This is a genomic window from Priestia sp. JSM ZJ58 (assembly GCF_044383985.1).
Lineage (GTDB): Bacteria > Bacillota > Bacilli > Bacillales > Bacillaceae_H > Priestia > Priestia zanthoxyli.
Genome location: NZ_JBISEM010000001.1, coordinates 2,966,936 through 2,989,360 on the forward strand (window position 1 = coordinate 2,966,936; position 22,425 = coordinate 2,989,360).

The following is a 22,425-nucleotide window of genomic DNA, read 5'->3' on the forward strand; positions in this document are numbered from 1 at the left end:
GAATCTATGAAAATGATCCTGTACTTTTTAAGCTTATACTAATTATGTATGGAAATCTTATGTAAATAAACTGTTTTATTATTTTCTACTACATGAAACGAACATCAATTAGTTCACTTAGCCTCATTTTGTTTGTTTGCTTACATCCTTCATCTATAAAAACAAAGACATCTCCTAGAGAATCAACAAATTGAATAATTCCTGTTTCCGTTATACACTGCCCATGCTTGTAATACGTCAGGTACACTTTTTTATGTGTATGAAGCGCTTCGATCAAAGTGAAATTAATCTGTTCCATTTGATCTTCTGTTAAAAAAGGTTGTGGTATCTCTGCTTGTTTTTTTATAATTTCCTGTAATCCTTTGTATTGCTCTGGCATAGTGGCGAACGGTCGCCATTTTTTCATTCCTCTGTTCTGCATATTATTTTCCTCCTTTATGCTTTATGACCTCCTAGAAGGCCGTTTCGATAACGAGCCGTTGAATGATCGAGATAGCTTGAGGCCCGTAGAACGCTATTCTTTCCATAACGAAGACGAATGTCATCGATCGTTTTTGCAAGTGCATAGGCTCTTTCACGCTGGTCAATGTCTTCAAATAAACTCATTTGCTCCTCTTCTTGAATGCGTGTGTTCGATAAGGAAATGCCAATGGAGCGAATCGGCATTCCACTATCAAACGTATGTAAAATGGTTAAACAGTACGGAAAGATATCTTGACTTAAGTTCGAAGCTCTCCCCATTTTCTTTTGTCTGGAGAAGCCTCCACCTGTTTGTTTGCTGTAGCCAATGGATAAATGGATCGTTTGAGCCACCACTTGATGCATGCGTAAGCGAAAACAGACATCGTCCAATAGCTCCAACAGCAATAACTCCACTTGTTTTCGGTTTGTATAATCACGGAATAGAATTTGACTCTTTCCAAAGGAACGAGAACTAGGAATATATACATCAGAAATGCGACTGTAATCAATGCCATTCGCATGTTGGTGCAACTCTTCGCCTAGTATGCCAAATTCCTTTTGTAACATCTCTTTTGAAGAAAGAGCGAGTTCCTTTATGGAGTGAATGCCCAAACGATTTAAGCGCCTTTCCGTAGCAGACGAGATCCCCCAGAAATCCTTCATCGGATGAATGGACCACAACTTAAAGGGAATATCCTCATATCGCCAATAGGCAACTCCTGTTGGGCTGTTCTTGGCTTCATGATCTAAGCTCACCTTCGCCAGTAAGAGATTCGGACCGATACCTGCGGTAGCTGTCAGCCGTGTCTTGCGATAAATCTCGTTGATGATTCTATGGGCCAGTTCTTCTGGTGTTTGAGCGAATAAATGCAACGAAGCTGTCGCATCAATAAATAACTCATCAATGCTATACGCATGAAAGTCTTCAGGAGCCACATACTGTAACACCAAACTCGAAATATAGTTCGAAGCCTTGATATATCTCTCCATGGATGGATTCACCACATGGATATCTTTCCTTTTAGGAATGTCAAAAAGACGACTTCCTGTTTTGATCCCTTCTTTCTTTAATAAGGGTGTAGCAGCTAACACAACAGATCCTGACCTTTTGATATCTCCTACCACCGCAAGCCTTGTTTTCAACGGATCTAAGCCCCGTATGACAGAAGAAACAGAAGCAAAAAACGATTTCATGTCTATACAAATAATCACTCTGTTTGGTAGCTGCCCATCATCCATCAAAAGAACTCCTTAAATAAAAGAACATTTGTTCTATATATTATATACGAACAAATGTTCTTTTTTCAAGGATGAAATCTAAATTTTTCCCGATTATTGCTACCCTATCAGAAATGGAATGCAGATTAGCCTTTTACTCTTATGTTTTGTCTTTCTTTTTTTATAAGAAAATAAATTCGAATCACATGATAAAGAGCATTGCCAGTAACACCAATAACAGAACTAAGTAAAAGTAAATTCATAAAATCACCTCTTTTTGTTAATATTTTAGGAAGAGGTAGGAAACAAGACTTTTTATCCTCCCAGTTGTAGTAGAGAAGCAAACTCTTTAAAACTAAGAAGATTTTTAAAAAAATTTAAATGTGTGTTAGAAAGGGAAATTTGTTAATGTATCAAATGAGAATTTTTACATTAAGATACGGCACTAAAAGGAAAATAAAGATCGAAGAGGGAATGACCCTTAAAGATGAGTTAAATAAGGCAGGAATTACAGAATCAGATATATTTCAAATGCAATTAGTAATTCAAGATGATAAAATATAATTCTAGTTGTGTAATTTTGCTAAAAAGGCAGCCAAAAATATTTGGCTGCCTTTTTTAATCTTTTCATCATATATTTTATATTCGCTCTGGGTATCTTTCATAATAATCATCTAATACATTTTTAATTAATTTAAACTTGATAGTTCCTCTAGAATGATAAGGGATATGCAGATTATTTTCTCTTAAATCATTTTCGACCAAATAATATTCGTATGCTAAAGCCGTTAGAAAATAATTCAATTCTTCAGTTTTAACCAGATGGTTTAAAAATACTATTTTAGCAATTTGCTTGAAACTGCCAACTGTTAAATTAATAAAAACTATAACCAACACAATAAATATTAAATAAATATAGGATTCTTTTAGGTTGCCCGCAGATTTAAATACTGAATTATTTGTTGCAGACCAAACAGGAATAAATAATATCATGAAAGAACCTATATAAAACGGAACTTGGGTTTTAATTTTAAATTCAGCTCTTTCTTTCAAATCTTCTTTTAGTTGTTCAATAGCTTCTTTAGTATTAATACGTTTTCTTTCAAGATAAACTTTCAAAATCATTAATTGAAATAATTCCCAATCCTTACTGTACATTGAGAAAATTCTGTGCTTCACCTTAAATTTATACTTATTTCTTAGCACTCTTGTTGCTTGGTAATTAATAAATAATGCACCTAACAAGAGGACTACACCACTACCAGGAAAGAATCCTATGATACTATACTTTAAATTATGTTCTTTAGCGTAAAAACAAAAAATGAAATATGCGCCTATAAAAACAATAGTTATAAAAATATAAAGTTTCATATACCTAAAGATTAATCTTCGGGCACTTAAGCCATATTGAAAAAAGTGCAATAAATCATCAGTTATCATAATAGTCCCCTCAAAATAACCATTCAGTTATCTACTATTGTCTTATTTGTATTTTTCTTCTTATACAGAAACCTAACATATATATTACCAGTAAAAAGAGCATACTAATATAACTAATTATGTGTGAGAAGGTGAAATGAAAGAATGAGCATTTTTAAAATAGACAGGTCTGTTGTTGTAGAGGAAAAAGTAATGAGACATAGAAAAGATGACCTTTATAAGCTCGTTAATGAAATAATGGATCAGCATGATTTGGAAACATTGATGGTTGCTACCCTATCAAAAATCGCTTTTATTGATTATATGTTGGGGCTTGATGTTATGGAAAACAAACGTCTTGAATCCATGATTAATATGGTTAATAGTAATCGTAATACCAATCATCAATTAACTGATTTTTATATCCGTTTTTAAAAAAGGTTCGCAAAAGTACATGTTAAACAATGAACGTTCATAAAGTGTTTTTTAACTTTTACGGATATATAAAACAATTGGTTCTGATAATTTTTCATACGTTCGTAAAGGTATACTTTTACGGTCGGTACGTGCAATTTTCTTCAAAAATTATAGAGGTAAAGTCAAGAGTTTTATTTGTAACTTTTTAACGCTGTTTAAATAAAAAGTAAATTACTCCTTCTGCTCATTTGTAAAATTAGAACATTTCCCTCTACAATTATTGATAATTTTCAAATTGCAGAATATAATAATAACAAGAGTTTACCACAGGAAACTTTTTAGCGTACGGTAAATAAGCTTTTAATCATTTAAAATGATTCCCTCATCATGAATAAAAAGAGTGAGAGGTAGCCTGGAACTATCTCTCACTCTTTTTATCATTATTTTACTTGTAGCTCAGCAATCATATCTTCTAGACGCTCTTTCTGTGCTTGAAGCTCTTCCATAGAAGGTTGATAAGATGATATAGTTTGTTGTCCACCATATGCCTGTTTAGGTTGAACCAAACGTTGTAATTGCCCACCGTTTTGTTCATATAAACGGTAGCCTACTGCGCCTACCACTGTTCCTGATACAAATCCCATTAGAAAATCGCGATTAATCATTATAAAACTCCCCCATAATCCTAAGTTTTTTATATCAATTCATACAAAAGGTATGAATGAATATCTTACGTAATTGTAGATAGCTTTTGTGATTGCACTTTCTGCTTTTCATGTAACAATTCCAATACATTCACAATCCATGTAATCATTGCTACATATAGCATATTTGAGGGCCCTAGAGATAACATCGTAACAATTCCAGTTAAAATATCTGGGTGCCTCATTTTATTGCTCGTACCGTGGGATAAGACCGTGTAGCCTGTCGCAACTACTGCTCCATATACGAGTGCATCTGGTTTATAAAAAGATGCTTTTCGAATACCTGCCAGTAGAAGTAATCCCCCAGAAAACAATGTACGTAGCCAATCATTTCGTGTGGCAGGATCCATTTGAATCATAATATCATCTAATGGATCTAAACGCGTTTGCTGAAAAAAGATAGATACATAACGAAAAATGGTATTGCGAGAAAGTTGTGAAACATCGTAGTATATAAGCATGGTTTGAATAGTGGGTTCTATTCTCACACTCGTTATACCTTTTAAAGCAGAAAACATATGCTCTATTTCCACATGATTTTTCTTATCTCTCAATGCTGGGATATGAAATCGAATACGACCTGGTATATCATGCAGAACGTAGAATTTGGGATTCATTGGTTTCCCTCCCTAGCCATAAAATTCTTGCACTATTTATTACTACACCAATAGTGGCCGCATTATGAATAGCTGCTCCCACAATTGGAGAGAAGATACCTAAAGCACCAAATAAAATTGCAATACCATTAATAGCAAACGTGGCAATAAAGTTTTGTTTAATAATGTTCATGGTCTTTTTAGATAGTCCAACTAACTCAGAAAGCATTTCTGGGTTATCAGACGTAATAATAACGTCACTGGCTTCTGAAGCAATGTCTGTTCGTTTAGCCCCCATCGTTACACCTACATGGGCATGAGCTAGAGCTGGAGCATCATTGATGCCATCACCTACCATCATGACAGCCCCTGTTCTCCCATACCTTTTTACATAAAAGGCTTTATCTTCTGGCAAAGCCTCTGCATGATACCAGTTCAGTTTTAAGCGACGCGCCATTTCTCTCGCAACCGTTCTCTTGTCTCCTGTGAGCATAATAATGTCGTTAATACCTTGATGTCGAAGATTTTTCACTGCGCGATGCATACCAGAACGTATTTTGTCAAAAATGCTGACTACTCCTACAAGTGTTTGATCATAGGCTACATAAATTACATTTTCGTCGTTTTGCATGTGTTGAAGTAAGTTAGTTGTTTTAATCTTTAATTCATTCATAAAACGTAAACTTCCAACAACAACTTTTTTACCATTTAGCCAAGTGGAAATTCCTTTTCCTACCGTTGTTTCTACCTGAGCATTATTGTCTCTATTAGGAATTGAAATATTCCAATCTTTCGCTTGCTTCATAATTGCATCAGCAATAGGGTGGGTAGAATTTTTCTCAACTGCCGCAGCTAAACGAATGACATCTTCTTGATTAAAGCCTTCAGCAGCAATTACTTGCTGAACCACAGGCGTTCCTTCTGTAATAGTTCCGGTTTTATCAAGAATAACTGTATTTAGTTTAGACATCTTTTCAATATGATCACTGCCTTTAACAATAGCCCCTTCTTTTGCAGCACGTCCAATGGATGCGTATAAAGCTGTGGCCGTTGATAATTTAATTCCACAAATAAAATCAATAACTAACATACTCATCGCTCTGTTAAGGTTTCGAGTGAAGAAAAATGTAAGAAGTGCCAAACCAAAAGAAACAGGAACCATTTTTTCAGCTACTGTATCGGCTATATTTTGAATAGGAGCGCGTTTATCTTGTGCTTCCTCCAACAGTTTCACAATTTTAGAGAGGGATGTATCTTCTCCTACTTTTTCAACTGTTACAGTAACATGTCCACTTTGCAAAACACTTCCAGCGTACACATTATCTCCACCACTTACCTCTCGCGGCATATACTCCCCAGTAATTGAAGACTCATCTGCTGTACCGTTCCCCTCTATTATGATTCCATCCACGGGGATCTTTTCTCCAGTAAAAACTACAACCTTATCACCAACTTGAATATCCTCGACTAAAACCTTTTCTTCAAGGCCCTTTTCTTTTACTCTCCAGGCATATGAGACATCTAATTTTAGAACTGAGTGAATATAATGCTTGGTTTGTTCAGACGTATAGTCTGTTAATAGCTCACTAATAGTAGACATCAAAGTAATAATTAAAGCCGATCCCGGATTCTTCATATATAAAGAAGCAAATATAGAGGCAGCTGTTAATGTATTAGCATTCCCTTTTCGCTCTTTTAGGACATGAACAACACCGTCTTTAATGACCTCATAGGAAGTACTAATAGCAGTAAGGGTGCTAATCCAATAAGAAACTACCTTTACTATAGGAGAATATGAAGAACGTTGTAAGTACCAGTTAATTAAAAATGTAGTTCCACAAGCTATAACAGGGACAAATTTCTTCCACGAAGATGTTACTTGACTGATTGTATGTCTATATTTCCAGATAAAAGACTTTAGATTGTTCAAAGAAAGGTTAATGTGATGGTAAACAAGTAGGCTTCCGGTTACTTGTTTATAGCTTGCAGAATACACTCCTGGAAAAGAGCGTAGCCAAGTTTCAATACGGCTTATTTCTAACTGTTTAGGTATATAAAATCGGGTCCTACCAGGAAGAGAATGAGCTACCTTTACCCCAAACATCATCACCTATTCTTTTCCCCCTTCTCCTTAATGATATTGTATGACCAATAAAGTAAACTTGCAGAAAAAGCAGGCGCACTTCCAAATGTCTGAATACCTTTCCCTAATAAAAAGAGAACAAATAAACTATCAAAGTCAGCAAAACCGTTGGTTTGCTTTTTAATTCCTTTATCTACAAATCTAAGTGTGTTAGTCATACCATTCATTAATGTCGCATCTTTGTTTAAGATGGCATTAGATGCGATTTGTACAATATAGCTCATGAGTTCGTCTAGCTCTTCTTGGTTAATATGCGGGACAACAAATTGAAGCACTAAACTTCCGGTTAGTTCTGAAGCCTTCGATGTTAGAATAAGAGGGTGTTTCTTTACCTCTTCCGTTAAAGTCTTTGCAATAATACGATGCTTCCAACTGTCGCATTGTATGCGCAGGCGCCCTGGCATGGCATGTATTACTTTTATTTTTTGATCACGGAATTGAGACATAATTTTCGGGGCAATAAAGGAAGCACCTAAACCTATTACAGTGGGAAGCATGCTCATTCCTTCCTTTCCTTAAGATTTATATTCTTTTTGATATATTTGTTCAATAAGGTGAAACCACTCTTCAATTTCTTTGTTATTTGTCATGTGGGAAGCTTTATATGTAATAAGTAAACTCCCGGTATCTGGTGTAAATACTGCGTCATAGACAAGGGGTTGAGATTTCAAATTTAAAATAATTAATTCAACTAGCCTACTATTATCTTTCCAAACAGTTGAACGAAGTCTAATTCTTCCTGGAATGAAATGTACAAGATTAATCTGTAACTTATTCAATTTCTTCTCTGCAAATTTCATTAATACTTTCTCTTTGATACTCATTAATATCCAAATACCACCAATCATTTTTCTTTATTTTACCAACTTATATATTTTATAACAATATGATTATTAAAATACTGTAAATTTTATTACGTACAAGTAAGTACTAAAATTTACAGTATTCTAGTACTGATTTTCAACAATAAGATAAGAAATTGCAAAACTAAACGTATCTGTATTTCTCAGTTCTATACCTTATGCTTTTTACATAATATACATTAAATCGTAAGCGTTACGTTTTGGTGGAGGGATAATTATTATTTTTGAGGTTTTTATCTTTTAAATATTTTTTATATTAACTCTTTCTTATTAGCTGCATAATGTGTTTAAACTCTATCATATAGTTTTAGTAATTGGAGGTGAAATGATAGATTATGACAACTCTATCACAGTTAAGTAAAGACCTAATAGGTGTGCTGTTACTAGTGCTTTTTGGTTATTGTTTTTTCTTTGTCGATATAAATACGCACGATTTAGCTATCCCAGCATCTCTATTAAATGTAAACTCCATTTTTTTAAGCATTGTACTTGAGGCTATACCCTTCATTTTAATCGGAGTATTTGCATCTGCCCTGATTCAAGTATTTGTCTCAGAAGAATTCATTCAACGTCTAATTCCAAAAAATCCGTATATAGCTCTTTTACCAGCTGTTCTAGTAAGTGTTCTTTTACCTGTTTGTGAATGTGCCATTATTCCAGTTATAAGGCGGTTATTAAAAAAAGGAATGCCTCTTCATATCGGGGTTGTCATTCTAGTGGGGGCCCCCATTTTAAATCCCGTTGTCTTTGCTGCTACTTTTTATGCCTTTCAATCAAATACATCCATCGTCTACAGCCGTATGGGACTAGCTGTTGTTGCTTGTCTATTAATTGGTCTATCCGTTTATTTCTTTTTTAAAAATTCGAATCAGCTACGACATGTACACGTTCATGAACATGAGGACGCAAAAGTAGGTAATAAGTTAAAGCAAACGTTGTATCATGCTAGTGATGAATTTTTCGATATGGGTAAATATTTATTATTCGGGGCGCTTGTGGCAAGTCTGTTTCAAACCTTTTTAGATAGACAATTATTAACAAACCTTGCAAGTAATGAATTTATGTCTTCTGCCGTTATGATGGGATTTGCTTATGTACTGTCACTTTGTTCAGAAGCAGATGCTTTTGTTGCTTCATCTTTTTCTCATACATTTTCACCTACAGCTCTTCTTGCCTTTCTACTATATGGTCCTATGATGGATTTTAAAAACACCATTATGCTATTGTCTTTTTTTAAAAAACGTTTTGCATTTAGTCTGATTCTTATCATTACTGTGGTTGTATACGTTATTGTCATGACTTATGGGATAGTTAGTAGATAGGAGAAGTGGTATGAAAAAAATTGACCAGCAATTTGTCATCTATATAAGGGGGATATTGCTAATTGGTTTTTCCCTCCTTATGTTTAAACTCATATTAACAGGTAAAATCATTCAATTTATTGCGCCTAAAATGATGCCTTTTATATTGTTTTCTTCTGGTACCTTTTTTTTGTTGGGAATTATACAAATTTGGCGAAGTAGTATCAATAAGGATTTATCTTGTGAATGTGGTCATGATCATACGGAAAAAGGAAAAATTCGAACAACGTTTTTTTACTCTTTATTTCTATTACCTATTATGACGGGCTTTTTATTTTCAAATCACACACTTGATAGTTCGGTTGCAGTAAGAAGAGGGTTAAGCTTTTCAGTTAATACGCCTGATACTCCACAACAAGCCGGAAATGATGAAAAAATTGACACCACTAATTCAGAATTGGAAAAGGATACGAATGATTTCCTGTTTGGAAATTCAGAGGAAACACCAAAGAATGTTCCAACAAGACACCAAAATAGTATTGCTGCTAAAGTAGCACCTAAAGGTTTTCATGAATTACTTGAAAAGAAGCTACTCAAAAAACCGAAAATTTCTATAAATGATACGGATTATATTCCAGTCATGAATATTATTGAAAACAATACAGATCAGTTTGTTGGAAAAAAAATCGAAGTCAGTGGCTTTGTATACCATGAAAAAGGATTTAAAGATAATCAATTTGTTGTTGCTCGTTTTGGAATATCTTGTTGTGCAGCAGATGCATCTGTATATGGCTTATTATCTACCCTAGAAAATGCCTCAGCATTGAAAAAAGATACTTGGGTTCATATAAAAGGAATCATACAAAAAACTACGTACAACGGAGAAAATGTCCCCTATATTCAGGTTCAACGGATTGAGTCCATTCACAAGCCTGATAACCCGTACGTATATGAACTTTATCAAGGTGAACAACTGATAGGACCTGGAGAATAAAAAGACTATAAGGCACGTGTATGCTACCAAGGGCCAACTACACGTAATTTATTCGTTACGTTAGATGCTTGGGAAGTACAATGTTGTCTAAAAAGCTATACTTTTGCGAACATATAATTTTTTGTTTTTTAGAATGTGAGTATTGATATTAAAAAGAAGCCACTACGATTGTTTGGCTTCTTTTTACGTGTACAATGAATTTAGTTGCTATTTTCGTCAGACCATTTGTCTTCGCTATCGATCCATTCGTTCTTCTTTAAATCAAAAGATTCTATATCATCATGAAAATCTAGATAAACAGGCAGATTTATTCCATTATCGCCAGCTTTATTCCAACAAGTGATAAACCATTTTGAAATCAGTTCTTTCTCAGCAGCAGATATTTCTTCTTCATTTTGTTCATAAAAATCCCAAAACTCATCTGAATGCTCGTCGGCTAGCTCATAGTATTCAAACTCTTCAAGTAGCTCATAACTACCTGAAAAAATGGCACGATTGTTTCCTTCATAGAAAACTTCATTCGCTTCATTGTCCATAGAAAACATCCTAATAGACAAATCAAATGGCTGAATGAAGATTTCAAAGTTCAGTAAGTCAATGTCCTTATAATAATGAAAAGTATGTATTTTTTCGATATTGTTAATTAACTTATCTTCATTTTGTTCAAGTGTTTTCTTTAATGAACCAATATATGAATCAACCGTAAATAACTTATCACCTTTATTTTCTTCCTTTGTATGCTTCCAAGTATCAAAACGCTCATTAATCTTTGTATTAATCGCCTCATAATTATTCCACGTATCTTCTACCTCATAAAGGGATTTTATATGAGGAAATATAGCTTCATAATCATCTAAATAAGTACCTTTATCGAAATCAAAGTAATCTGTTGTAAAGGCCTTTCCTTCCGCATTCAGCATATCACTGGCAAAGACGCCATCCCATTCCATATATATTTCAGTTCCGGTCATGTTCTTTTGTTTAAACTCTATAATTTCTTGCGCAGCCTCTTCTTCAAATTCTTTGCTATATAAGTTTTCTTCAATAATCCAACCGAGATACATTCCAGTATGAACGAATGCCTGCTTTTCACTCAAGTTACTCGGGAAATCTCCTTCATAATGCCATTTAGCTTTATCATAGACGGTTGTCATGGCCTCTTCCTCTTTCTCTATATCTTCTATTAAGGTAGTTTCTTCTTGTTCACGACTACTTTTTTTATTTAATGAGTCTTCGCAGCCTTGCAGGAACAAAATAATAAACACAAAAAATGGAATGCACTTTAATTTATACAAAATTCCCTCCATGAATTACATTAAAAGTAAATGATATACCACATTATATACTGTAAAGGTTAAACAATATATATTTAACCAATGAAAATAGGATTATAGTAAAAAATGTAGTTTCTAAAAAGCTTGTTTAGCTTAATCATTCTTTGCGGCTATAACTACTTTTTAATTGTTTTGGATCTAGGGCGGGTACACGAAATAATTGCTTTAGAAAATCATCGAAAGTATCTGCTATTTTGATATACTCCCATTCTGTAGTATCGTGTGTTGAAGCTGAGAAGTTTTCTGCGATATACATAACAGTAGGGTCTTGTGATCTATTACGATAATCCAACACGACCCAATAGTGAAAATCCGTCCACAAAACCACAAATTCACCGGTGAGTTTGACTTCTTCTAATAGTTCTTTGGAAGATAAGATGCTTATATCTTCCTTTTCAAAGTGTATAGGATCAATATCGCTAATCCTTGCTCTTTGCCCGTAAGGAATACTTTCTGTATCTCCATCAGGTAACATAAAGTATGGGTAGTTTAATCCCCCACCATTTCTTATTTTCAGTAAATCCAATAATGAACTAGGTAACTTAACACCTAAAATAACTTCAGCTTGCTTTATGATTTCATCATTTATCGGATAATCTATACGCTTATATTCACTATCATCGCTCCAAAAACTATCTCCCTGATAAAATTCTTTTTTCAAAACTTCACCTTCTTCAATCTAATGTCTATAAACTTCATACTTTTACTTCTGATAAACTTTCAAGACTATCTGTAATCCCCTTAATTAATCCTTCTAGTTTATATACAAAATCATCAATTTGGTTTAATTCAGTAATAAGATAAAAATTCACGCGTGTTTTATCTGGAATATCTAGCTTATTATCAAGTACAAACTCGACTCCGATATGTCCTTGATTGTTAAAATGAAAGAATCTAACTTGTACATATTGAGCAGCACTTTCATTATCTTCCCCTTGAATCCATTGATACTCTTTTCGTTTTAAGTTTGAAAATAAAATTAGATTATCTTTCAACTCTTTGAGATCTTCAATAGTGGTGTAAAAATGAGTATTTACTTTACAATAGGGAGAAGTGACAACCATATTTAATTCAAGAAAGTTTTCATCTTCCCAAACTTTCTTTAATTTAACTCTATACTCAGACATTAAGTATCTCCTTTATTTTTAACTATTTTTCATTTAACTTATTACTTCACTATCAGCTCTGATCTCCTAAAATAACAAACTGACTACAACTTGCTTTGGCCCACTTAACAAACAAAGTGTCGAATACCAATATAAAAAATATTACATAATTATACTCTATAGGTAACTTAACTTCTATCTAAAAAGCAAAATAAAAAGCCACCCAGTATTTGCAGGACAGGTGGCTTTTTACTATAAAATGCATGTGCAGACATATAATAACACATTTTTTACCTTATAGACTATATTTTTCTGTACGAGCATATGAATAAAAGGTGCGCTTTTTATTCATTCGTTTGGGTTATGCCCTAGTATGAAACCCTTACGCGTCAAGGATGTATAAAAAGATGCATAATCGATAAAGAGGACCCTTTTGAGAACCTTTGCCTCCCAAGGGTTCTTTTTTGTGATGTGTTCCGGAAAGAGTGATTATGTTAACTACTTTTGTATACGGTATACATTATGACTAGGAAATTCAATACTGATTAAGTTACGTCAATGAATCTATAATAAATTCCTTTTATGTAAAATAAAAGATAAAATGATATAATTGAAAACGATTATAATGTAAGAGGAAAGGGTTGTTTAAAATTAAAGTTAAAAAACATCTACTGATTTGCACATGTATTCTAGGCCTATCTGCCACAGGAGTCCTGATTCAAAGTATTACTCAATCGGGAACTACAAAATCAAATTTAGCACTAAATGAAGTTGTTGAAACTCATATAACAGCTGAGCAACAAAAACAGGCTGAATTAACTAATTCTGACTTAAGTATTTTGAAGAGTAGTGAAAATGTTCAATTAGAAAGTGAAGTTGTTGAAGCTCATATAACAGCTGAACAACAAAAACAAGCCGAATTAAATATTGTTAAAGGGGCTATGTTTAAAGGTAGTGAGGATTTAAATTCAGAAAGCGATAGTTTAAAAATTCATGTAATGACCGAAGAGCACCAGAAGGTCGGACAAACTGAAAGTTAAAAGGATTTTAAGAGTGTAAGAAACCCTTTTCTTTTATGAAAGGTGGTTTTCTTTTATAACTTGAGACACGTAGTATGGTTGTAGAGGAGTTTTCAGTTGAAGAAAAAAGAGATTTTTTCATGGATTAAGTCAATTATCATTGCCTGTATTTTGATTTTTATGGTAAGAGAATACATATTTGCCCCTATAGTCGTTAACGGTGAATCAATGATGCCAACTTTAAAAAACGATGAACATATCATTCTTAATGAAATGGGTAAAAACAAAGTAAAAAATATAAACAGATTTGATATTATTGTTTTTCATGCTACAAAGAAAAAAGACTATATCAAAAGGGTAATTGGTTTACCTGGTGATCATATAGAGTATCGTAACGATATGCTATATATAAATGGTAAGAAGTACGATGAACCCTACTTAGATCAATATAAGAAAGACATAATGACAGGTCCATTAACAGAAGATTTTAAACTTGAAAAGTATACAGGAAGTAGTACAGTTCCACAAGGGCAATTATTTGTTATGGGAGACAATAGGAAGTATAGCGTAGATAGCAGATCCCAAAAAGTAGGAACAATTTCTGCAGATAAAATTGTAGGAAAAGCCAAATTAGCTTATTGGCCTATAAAAGAGGTTCAGTGGATTAAATAAAGGAGTTCCCTTTTAATAAGGGGACTTCTTTATTTGTTCCGGTAATATGGATTATGGTAATTAGATTTGTAAAGCTTATAAGATATAAGAATCAATCTTCATATTCCACCTCAGCCCCTTTAATATTTTGGGGAAAGGAGCTAATAATTGAATTAGTTGAAGAAAATAAATCGTCATTAGATAGGGAAACAACAGATGCACCATCGTAAAAAATCCAAAACACTGTGCAATCTTTTCGTAATGTAACAATAGGCATTTGAACCTTTTTTCTCCCAAATAAGGTTTTCATATCCCGTTTTCCAAAGCTAAATAAATCTTCCGAAAGAGACCAAGCAGCAAAGCAATTCATACTTCCTTGGCTATATAAAAAAGGCATAACGACTTTAAATTGTGTATAATCTTCAATTTTAGCTTTAATAAAAGTCTCTCTGTCTACTTTTAGTTTTACATATTCAATATTAGCAGATGAAAATACATCACCTATTTCTTCTGCATCGTAGCTTATATATGTAAAAAGTGCATATATCGGAAAACTGTTTAACTCTTTCATCCAGTTATTAATAAAGGTTTCTATGTCTACATCATGACCTTCATACTCTACAATGTAAGGTGCATCGCCATCTATTCCGAAGGGAAACAAACCACCCCATGAGGGAATATCACCTATGTAGCTTTTGGAAAGAAACCCTACTTCAATATCCATTATATATTCTCCTTCAATACTTAAAGTGTATTTTAAGTATAATTATAATCGATATGTAAATAAGTTCCTATAAGCTACATTATGTTGACTAGCTTTTCATTTAGTAGAGAATTATTACTTATTATTTCATTTAATGGTATAATGTGGTCTTATCATTTTTGAATAGATTGGTGTTGAAATAGTTTTAATGGGTTTAATCACTTTATATGTAGAAGATATGCTTAGGTATATCTTAGCTGCATTACCCTTTTATGTAGGGTTTCGTTTTATCTTTTTAAAGAAGAAAAGAAAGATAACATCTTTCAAAAAGGAACTTATTTTAGGTTTGTTTGCATTATATCTTGTTGGTTTGGCATCTCAAACCATTGTTCCAAATTGGAATGCGGGTATTGTTACAGATACTGGAGAGCCTTTTTTTGATATTTATTTTACAAATGAGCTTTCTCATGTAAATATCATACCTTTTCATACCCTTTACGAATACTTCTTTCAAACGAATACAAATGTTGACGAATGGAATAGCGTATCTCTTTTAAATCTAACTGCAAATGTTATGTTATTTTTACCTTTAGGTTTTTTTGTATCCCTTATTTGGAGAAAGTATCATTCCTTTAGAAGGGTAATGATCTTAGGGTTATTTGTTACATGCTTAATTGAATTCATTCAATATTTTATAGGACGTAGCTCGGATATTGATGATGTTCTACTTAACACGTTTGGCACAGTTATAGGTTATGTGGTTCTTTTGATAAGTCAATATTTAATACGCAAGCCAGTAAAGCAAAAAAAGGCGACTATATAGATAGTTGCCTTTTTTCGTGCCGATAAATAACGTTATGGTAACTAGAAATATAATGCACTTCAAGAAAAGGTATTTATTTCCTTTTAGCCTGTATATTATAATGAATATGCGTTGCTAAAAATAGGAGGAAATTAGATGGAGAAATTCTTTAAAAATGCTTTAAAGGTATCAATAGCCTCTTTAGTCATTTCGATAACTTTATATGTAGTTATAATTGGATTGTTTCTTTTATCAGTTGTTACAGCAAATATTTTTGGTACTGTGATTAGGATTATTGTGCCTATTTTAACTTTAGTTACAATACTCGGGTTTATTTATTCCTTCTTTATCAAAGGTAAACAGAAAATCCCTTTTTTAACATTACATTTTGTTTCCTTATGTGCTCTTTCGTTTGGTATCTATCTTGCAGTCAGTTTTCAAGGGTTTGCGCCTTGATAAATATTTACATAAAAAAAGAACCCTTTGCTCATATAGGCAAAGGGTTTTCAAATTTATCGGAATAGGGGGAATACACTCTTAGTCTGGCCAGATTTATAGATTCATATACATATACCTTTTAAAAAATGTTGTCTTTCACTATATTTAGAGTAAATAACCTTGTTTACGTTTTATTATTTGTTAAGTAAATATTAAATCACTTCATTTATTATTAAGGTTTTACTATTTACAGTTAGTGACGACAAATTGGTTATTTTACTTTTTACCATAACCAGCCTATTACTTACTTTCCTTTTAAGAAATTGGTTTATTTACAACAACGTAACAGAAAGTTCATAAAATATTTATTATTGCTATGTTTTTATAAGATAATTTTAACTATTAATACAAAATCAACGTATTATATACATAGATGTAAATGTATAAAGTATGTTATTAAAATTAAAGTTTTATCATTTACTCTAAATGACGACAAATATGGAGTTTTTCTACAAGGTGTGTAATAGATATAACTATTTTTAATAAAGTACGTTAACTATTACTCTTGTAAATGAAAGTAAATTATAACATTATATCAACAAGAGTAATAGTTAATACTGTTACAAAATATATAGTATTTTTTAATACATTACTTTTAATTAATACTTGATCTATTGTTTGTTTTTATAACAGATAAATTATGGACATGACCTTCTTCTTTTTAGGTTAGTTTTTATTTGGACTGATCTCCTCATGTTCTCCTAAAAATTAATAATTACTTTTCCTTTCGGTCGTCCACTTGCAACTAGTTCTAGCGCCTCATTTACGTTGTCTATGGGAAATAGTGTTGGATGAATTGGTGGAACAATGTTGTGTTCCTCAATGATTTTGGTGATTTTTTTTAGTTGTGCGCCGTCAGAACGAACAAACATAAAATGATATTCCACGTCGTGTCTCTTGGCTTTGTAGTCATACTTTGCACCAGCAACGGAAAACAGCTTTTGTTTCCAAAATGGAAAATTTCCTTTTTTTCCGAAACGCTTATTTGGACCTGTACGGAGAGAGAGCAATCTTCCCCCAGGTTTGATGATACTCAATTCATTGTCAAATTCTTTAGGACCCAGTGTATCGATCACATAATCCACATTCGACAACGAGTCAACGTAGTTTTCTGTTGCATAAACCAAATATTGATCTGCACCCATTTCCAACGTGCGTTCGCGCGCTTCTGAGTTGCCACTAACAATAACATTCAGACCTATTTCTTTTGCGATTGGGACAGCCATTTGACCAAAGCTACCCGATCCACCTGGAATAAAAACAGATTTACCAGGATGTGCCTCGAGTTCTTCGTGTAGACCTTGATAAGCTGTTAGTCCAGCCAGTGGTGCTGCAGCAGCTTCCACATAAGATAAGTTTTTTGGCATTAGTGCAATGGCGGTAGCATCAATTGCGGCATATTCCGCAAAAGCACCAATTTTTTTTAATGGGAGACGTGTATAGATGTCATCTCCTACCTGAAATTCTTTCACGTTTTTTCCAACCTTTTCTATAACTCCTGTCAATTCATTACCAAGCGTTAAGGGGAATTCATAGTCCTGAATCAGTTTTACACTACCTGTCATAATCAACATTTCGAGTGGATTGACCGCCGCAGCTTTAACTTTTACCAAGACTTCGTTGTCATTGATTTCTGGGATTGGAATACCATTGACTTGGGCCTGAATATCTTTTGAATATTTGGTGATCTGAGCTGCTTTCATGAGTGTTTTCATTCTTTTCTTTAGCACCCTTCCATTGAGTTGCTTTTATTAGTTTTTTTATCTTATTTTTATTATTTTCACTGTCTACTTCATTTTTTCTCCTCAATATAATTCTTTTTATAAAAAACTTATATTATTCCAATCGTTTAGGTGGAGGAAACCTTATTGTAGGATCAACCCACCACCTAAACCTTAAACACTTACAAAATTACCTTTTTATCCATCTAATACTGTTGTTTTATTTTAGAACGTTCATTCTTAAATAGTTAAATTTTTTGAATTGATACTGTAAACTATGTTTATCACCCTAATGAGTTATGTTCGTTTTTCAGTTATATATAGATTTAAAACCTTTGTTGATACATTAAGCGCCTAGTATTGGATAGATTTGATCTCTTAAATTGAAATTGTAGCTTTCATCTACAATACCTACAACTTTATCATTGTCATAAAGTTCCATCATAAAACCAGCCATTTGCTTAGCTGTGTGATACATCGGCATAAAGTTTTTATAATCGAATTCTTCTACATCCTGTGAAGTTTTCTCAAATTCTGTTTCTGTCACTGCTGGTGCTAAAACTTTGGCCTTCATTTTTGCACCTTTAAGCTCTAGTTCTTTTGCAAGCCCTTCTGTAAATGCACTAACAAAATATTTAGATGCAGAATAGGTGATACCACCAATATAAGTTGCATATCCCAGTGCGGAGGATACGTTAATTAATTGAGTTCCCTCTACATGAGAATAATCTCGCACGAATAGCGTAGAAAGGATTGCCAATGACTCTATGTTAAGACGTAACATGGATTCTACTTTTTCTAAATTCTGATCTGTCACAGAAGAAGATTCACCAAGACCGGCATTATTAATCCACGTCTCAATTTGATACTGCTTTAAACTGTTATACAGTGCGTACGCCTGATCTGTTATCGATAGGTCACTTGTATGAATAATAACATCTAAATCAGGATTTATATTATGAATGACTGATTTGAGCCCTTCTAATCTCTCTAATCTTCTAGCTACAATAATTAAGTTTTTTCCACGAGCAGCAAATTCTAATGCTGTTTCATATCCTATACCTGAACTTGCTCCTGTAATAACTGTGTACTTCATATTCTTTCTCTCCTTAAAAATATATTTAGATTGGTGTTAATTCATTTATTTAAACAACAAGATATAATTCATCCTAGTACTGACAAATTCATATCAATAATGGTTTCTAATTCTTTTTTATCATTTGTTGTTTTTGCTAATACTCGTATTCCTACAAGGGAATTATGAATAAATTTAGAGAGCGCTTTAATATCATAGTGCTCAGGAATCTCTCCTTGTTCTTGACCATGTTTCAGTAAATCAAATAATAAGGTTTCGGTCTTTATAAACGTCTCTGTAATTTTTTCAGCTACTTCTTGATCAAGTAACGATAATTCAACTGCTGTGTTGACTGTTAAACACCCTTTTGGCTGTTTATCGGCTGGATAAATAACCATTTCAAATAATTTTCGTATAGCCTGCTTAACCGTTAAATCTGGTGTTATGTTACTTTTAAATCTTACATCCATTACTTCTACATAGTGACTCAGGGCTCGAATAAATAAAGTATGTTTGTCACCGAATGTATCATAAATACTTCTACGGTGAACGCCCATATAGTTCACCAAATCTTGCATGGATGTTTTTTCATACCCCTGTTGCCAGAAAAGCTCCATTGCTTTCCTTAATGCTTCTTTTTCATCAAATTCTTTATTTCTAGCCATGTACTCCCACCTTAGAACGTATTATCTCGCATGTCTGAGAAAGGATTTAGAAGTATTTTATGCACTTAGAGTGCAACAATTTTATACTATTCATTCCCCCTCAATAAAATCTTCAGGTAATTTAAGAATGATCATTCTTATTTTGATAAGATACTGTTAGATCTAACTTGTACTTAGTATATCAATTTGAGAACGTTCAGTAAAGAATTTTTAATCGAAATTTAAGACCATTATTTTCCTAATTAATCAGAATTCTTTAGTAGAACAAGAAAAAGTAACGAAGTTTTGAAGCAAGCTCACCCTATAAAATCATCTATAAATGCTTCTTTAGAGGCAAACTCAAATCTAACTGTATATTTCTTTACGATTGTTTCAAGATATAAACAATAACAAAAACTCTCTATGCTAAAAAGAAGGTTAATCATTTAATGGTTAACCTTTTTTTTGTTTGTTCCGGAAATTGGTTTTATGTTAACTAAAAGGCGAAAAAGCCATCTTTGGGGAAGATGGCTTTTTCTACTGATAAATATTAGGTTGTAAGTGGAGTCCTAAAAGACTTCTCGAGTAGTTTGCTCAATTTAATACACTTTATTCTTACACAACATATCCATTGCTTTTTCTAGAAGTAAAATGTCTTCCCTCATCATTACTTTCATATCGTCGAGATCAAGTTGAATATATTCTTCTTTTAAACGTTCTAATTCCCTCACGAACAGAGATCCAGTATAGTACCCGTAATTTGTTTCCAATGCATATCTCCTTTGTGTGCTATTAATATATGTAGTTCCCTTTTATTCAGATTAACAATCAACAAAAGTAAAATTTTCCAAAAATAATCCTTTGCTATACAAGCAAAGGATTTTCAAATTTATTGGAATAGGGGGGAATACGTTAGTAGTTTGCCCAGATTTGTAGATTCATATACATATAACTTTAAAAATAAATGTTGTGAACAATTCTGTTTTTACAAAATAACTTTATCTACGTTTTATAGTTAGGTAAGTAAATATTAAAGTATTTTATGTATTTTTAAGGTTTCACTATTTATAGTTAGTGGCGACAAATAGTGCATTTTTCTACGTGAATGTCGAGAGTGTAGCATGAAGAAAAGCGTTTAGGTGGTATTTAGACTATAAAAAATAGCCTGGTTTGAATGGCATGTGGTATTTTTAGACGTTTATACCGAAAATAAGCCACCTAGGGATATCCCAAGTAGGTGGCTTATACGATAAACTTAATATGGAGCAAGCTGTTAAAAATTAATTTCTGTCAAAAAGAGAGCTGCCAGATATACCTGGATTCGTCATTTCATAGGGATTTAAAATTAACTCAAGCTCCTCCTCAGTCAATACGTCATATTGCAAACATAGTTCTCGTACCGACTTTCCATTTAAAATAGCCTCTCTAGCAATTCGTGCTGCTACTTCATATCCTATATGTGGATTTACGGCTGTAATAATCCCTACACTTTTTTCTACATACTCTTTTAAACGTCCCTCATTTGCTTCAATGTCTCTTAGACAATGGTCTGTGAAGACGTGGAATGCGTTATTCATAATACTGATTGACTGAAGCAAGTTAAACACAAGAACAGGCTTCATCACATTTAGTTCAAGTTGACCTGCTTCCGATGCCAAGCAAATTGTATGATCATTACCTATAACTTGAAAAGCTACTTGATTAATCATTTCAGGCATGACAGGATTGACCTTTCCAGGCATAATAGATGAACCAGGTTGACGAGCTGGTAATATAAGTTCAGCTAATCCTGCACGAGGACCAGATGCCATTAATCGGATATCATTCGCAATTTTAGACATATTAATCATGCACACTTTTAAGCTAGCGGAGACTTCTGTATAAGCGTCTGTATTTTGAGTCGCGTCTACAAGATGATTGGCCTTCTTAAGTGGTAAACCACTAATATTTGCTAGATATCTTACAACATTTTCGATATAACGTGGATCTGCATTTAAACCCGTTCCAACTGCAGTTGCTCCCATATTAACCTCATATAAATGTCCATAAGATTGCTTAATACGTTTCATATCGCGCTCAAGAACACGACTATATGATTCAAATTCTTGACCAAGACGGATTGGAACCGCATCCTGTAGGTGAGTACGTCCCATCTTTATAATAGAATCAAATTGTTCTGCCTTTTTCTGAAATACACTGTGCATATAATTCATTGTTTTTAGTAACTTATTTAACAGATTAAGCGTTGCAATATGGATAGCAGTTGGGAATACGTCGTTTGTTGATTGTGACATGTTTACATGACTATTAGGGCTTAAATCGGAATAAGAACCTTTCTCGTGACCAAGTAACTCTAAAGCTCTATTTGCAATAACCTCATTTGCATTCATATTCATTGAGGTCCCCGCACCACCCTGTATTGGATCAACAATAAATTGATTGTTTCTTTTCCCTTCGATAACCTCTTCTGCTGCTTCAATAATTGCGTTACCCAATCCATCATATAACCTTTTGGTTTCCATGTTAGCAAGAGCAGCAGCCTTTTTTACGATTCCTAATGCTTTAATAAGCTCTGGGTGAATCTGATATCCTGTTATTGGGAAGTTTTCAACTGCACGTAAAGTTTGAATCCCATAGTAAGCATAAGTAGGAACTTCTTTTGTTCCTAGGAAATCTTTTTCAATTCTTACATTTTGTTTTTCTGGTATTTCTATATTTTTCATAACATTGATCTCCTTCTTTACATAAAAAGAAA

23 protein-coding genes and 1 pseudogene are annotated in these 22,425 nt (G+C 33.2%); 7 read left to right on the top strand and 17 right to left on the bottom strand.

All coding sequences use genetic code 11. The features are described from left to right. Positions 1-88 precede the first annotated feature (88 nt). From ACH6EI_RS15560 to ACH6EI_RS15570, 3 genes are all read right to left on the bottom strand, one after another. Positions 89-421 carry a YolD-like family protein gene (locus ACH6EI_RS15560; protein WP_098999826.1) on the bottom strand — a complete coding sequence of 111 codons (333 nt, stop codon included), beginning with the start codon at positions 419-421 and terminating at the stop codon, positions 89-91. 14 nt (positions 422-435) lie between these two features. Next, on the bottom strand, positions 436-1,701 hold the full coding sequence (locus tag ACH6EI_RS15565) for a Y-family DNA polymerase (protein ID WP_108674597.1): 1,266 nt from the start codon (positions 1,699-1,701) through the stop codon (positions 436-438). A gap of 618 nt (positions 1,702-2,319) precedes the next feature. Beyond that, positions 2,320-3,120: a hypothetical protein gene (locus ACH6EI_RS15570; RefSeq protein WP_140457115.1), complete on the bottom strand. Its 801-nt coding sequence runs from the start codon at positions 3,118-3,120 to the stop codon at positions 2,320-2,322. Between the two features lie 144 nt (positions 3,121-3,264). Between ACH6EI_RS15570 and ACH6EI_RS15575 the strand changes: the two genes are divergently transcribed. After that, the gene (locus ACH6EI_RS15575) at positions 3,265-3,534 is read left to right on the top strand and encodes a hypothetical protein (protein ID WP_155017611.1); all 270 of its coding nucleotides are present in this window, start codon (positions 3,265-3,267) and stop codon (positions 3,532-3,534) included. Positions 3,535-3,956: 422 nt separating this feature from the next. On the opposite strand, the gene ACH6EI_RS15580 is transcribed toward ACH6EI_RS15575, so the two are convergent. The 5 genes from ACH6EI_RS15580 to ACH6EI_RS15600 form a co-directional block, all read right to left on the bottom strand. Beyond that, positions 3,957-4,181: a hypothetical protein gene (locus ACH6EI_RS15580; protein WP_011106165.1), complete on the bottom strand. Its 225-nt coding sequence runs from the start codon at positions 4,179-4,181 to the stop codon at positions 3,957-3,959. Between the two features lie 65 nt (positions 4,182-4,246). Then, on the bottom strand, positions 4,247-4,837 hold the full coding sequence (locus ACH6EI_RS15585) for an HMA2 domain-containing protein (protein ID WP_048021443.1): 591 nt from the start codon (positions 4,835-4,837) through the stop codon (positions 4,247-4,249). Then, the gene (locus ACH6EI_RS15590) at positions 4,809-6,923 is read right to left on the bottom strand and encodes a heavy metal translocating P-type ATPase (protein ID WP_223546660.1); all 2,115 of its coding nucleotides are present in this window, start codon (positions 6,921-6,923) and stop codon (positions 4,809-4,811) included. The genes ACH6EI_RS15585 and ACH6EI_RS15590 overlap by 29 nt, the downstream gene beginning before the upstream one ends. After that, positions 6,923-7,456: an HMA2 domain-containing protein gene (locus ACH6EI_RS15595; protein WP_098113977.1), complete on the bottom strand. Its 534-nt coding sequence runs from the start codon at positions 7,454-7,456 to the stop codon at positions 6,923-6,925. The genes ACH6EI_RS15590 and ACH6EI_RS15595 overlap by 1 nt, the downstream gene beginning before the upstream one ends. Positions 7,457-7,474: 18 nt before the next feature. Further along, positions 7,475-7,759 carry an HMA2 domain-containing protein gene (locus ACH6EI_RS15600; RefSeq protein WP_099000644.1) on the bottom strand — a complete coding sequence of 95 codons (285 nt, stop codon included), beginning with the start codon at positions 7,757-7,759 and terminating at the stop codon, positions 7,475-7,477. Between the two features lie 398 nt (positions 7,760-8,157). Here ACH6EI_RS15600 and ACH6EI_RS15605 point away from each other — a divergent pair, with 398 nt between their 5' ends. Both ACH6EI_RS15605 and ACH6EI_RS15610 read left to right on the top strand, forming a co-directional pair. Next, on the top strand, positions 8,158-9,144 hold the full coding sequence (locus tag ACH6EI_RS15605; protein ID WP_108674595.1) for a permease: 987 nt from the start codon (positions 8,158-8,160) through the stop codon (positions 9,142-9,144). Between the two features lie 10 nt (positions 9,145-9,154). Further along, positions 9,155-10,117, top strand: a complete 963-nt coding sequence (locus ACH6EI_RS15610; RefSeq protein WP_108674594.1) for a TIGR03943 family putative permease subunit — start codon at positions 9,155-9,157, stop codon at positions 10,115-10,117. A 731-nt stretch (positions 10,118-10,848) separates the two neighbouring features. On the opposite strand, the pseudogene ACH6EI_RS15615 reads toward ACH6EI_RS15610, so the two are convergent. The 3 genes and pseudogenes from ACH6EI_RS15615 to ACH6EI_RS15625 all read right to left on the bottom strand — a co-directional run. Beyond that, positions 10,849-11,271: pseudogene (locus ACH6EI_RS15615) on the bottom strand (DUF7832 domain-containing protein); the annotation flags it as partial. Between the two features lie 277 nt (positions 11,272-11,548). After that, positions 11,549-12,112 (bottom strand): SMI1/KNR4 family protein, encoded by a 564-nt coding sequence (locus ACH6EI_RS15620; RefSeq protein ID WP_099000563.1) that lies wholly within the window; start codon positions 12,110-12,112, stop codon positions 11,549-11,551. A gap of 34 nt (positions 12,113-12,146) precedes the next feature. Next, positions 12,147-12,578 carry a hypothetical protein gene (locus ACH6EI_RS15625; protein ID WP_099000562.1) on the bottom strand — a complete coding sequence of 144 codons (432 nt, stop codon included), beginning with the start codon at positions 12,576-12,578 and terminating at the stop codon, positions 12,147-12,149. A 620-nt stretch (positions 12,579-13,198) separates the two neighbouring features. Here ACH6EI_RS15625 and ACH6EI_RS15630 point away from each other — a divergent pair. Both ACH6EI_RS15630 and lepB read left to right on the top strand, forming a co-directional pair. Beyond that, positions 13,199-13,597 carry a hypothetical protein gene (locus tag ACH6EI_RS15630; protein WP_099000561.1) on the top strand — a complete coding sequence of 133 codons (399 nt, stop codon included), beginning with the start codon at positions 13,199-13,201 and terminating at the stop codon, positions 13,595-13,597. A 96-nt stretch (positions 13,598-13,693) separates the two neighbouring features. Beyond that, on the top strand, positions 13,694-14,248 hold the full coding sequence (gene lepB / locus ACH6EI_RS15635) for a signal peptidase I (protein WP_099000560.1): 555 nt from the start codon (positions 13,694-13,696) through the stop codon (positions 14,246-14,248). A 91-nt stretch (positions 14,249-14,339) separates the two neighbouring features. Here lepB and ACH6EI_RS15640 read toward each other — a convergent pair whose 3' ends face one another. After that, positions 14,340-14,951 (bottom strand): hypothetical protein, encoded by a 612-nt coding sequence (locus ACH6EI_RS15640; RefSeq protein ID WP_098999905.1) that lies wholly within the window; start codon positions 14,949-14,951, stop codon positions 14,340-14,342. Between the two features lie 325 nt (positions 14,952-15,276). On the opposite strand from ACH6EI_RS15640, the gene ACH6EI_RS15645 reads away from it, so the two are divergent. Next, entirely contained in the window at positions 15,277-15,753 is a 477-nt protein-coding gene (locus tag ACH6EI_RS15645; RefSeq protein ID WP_192907018.1) for a VanZ family protein, read from the top strand. Positions 15,754-15,888: 135 nt separating this feature from the next. After that, entirely contained in the window at positions 15,889-16,188 is a 300-nt protein-coding gene (locus ACH6EI_RS15650) for a hypothetical protein (RefSeq protein WP_098999908.1), read from the top strand. A 743-nt stretch (positions 16,189-16,931) separates the two neighbouring features. Here the strand turns inward: ACH6EI_RS15650 and ACH6EI_RS15655 are convergent. From ACH6EI_RS15655 to aspA, 5 genes are all read right to left on the bottom strand, one after another. Next, a complete protein-coding gene (locus tag ACH6EI_RS15655) occupies positions 16,932-17,945 on the bottom strand; it encodes an NADP-dependent oxidoreductase (protein ID WP_098999910.1) in 1,014 nt (337 codons plus the stop codon). Between the two features lie 352 nt (positions 17,946-18,297). Next, on the bottom strand, positions 18,298-19,047 hold the full coding sequence (locus ACH6EI_RS15660; protein WP_028413778.1) for an SDR family NAD(P)-dependent oxidoreductase: 750 nt from the start codon (positions 19,045-19,047) through the stop codon (positions 18,298-18,300). Positions 19,048-19,115: 68 nt separating this feature from the next. Beyond that, positions 19,116-19,691: a TetR/AcrR family transcriptional regulator gene (locus ACH6EI_RS15665; RefSeq protein WP_098999912.1), complete on the bottom strand. Its 576-nt coding sequence runs from the start codon at positions 19,689-19,691 to the stop codon at positions 19,116-19,118. Positions 19,692-20,269: 578 nt separating this feature from the next. Continuing rightward, entirely contained in the window at positions 20,270-20,440 is a 171-nt protein-coding gene (locus tag ACH6EI_RS15670; protein ID WP_176551740.1) for a hypothetical protein, read from the bottom strand. Between the two features lie 510 nt (positions 20,441-20,950). Beyond that, on the bottom strand, positions 20,951-22,393 hold the full coding sequence (aspA, locus tag ACH6EI_RS15675; RefSeq protein ID WP_397377596.1) for an aspartate ammonia-lyase: 1,443 nt from the start codon (positions 22,391-22,393) through the stop codon (positions 20,951-20,953). Positions 22,394-22,425: the final 32 nt, after the last annotated feature.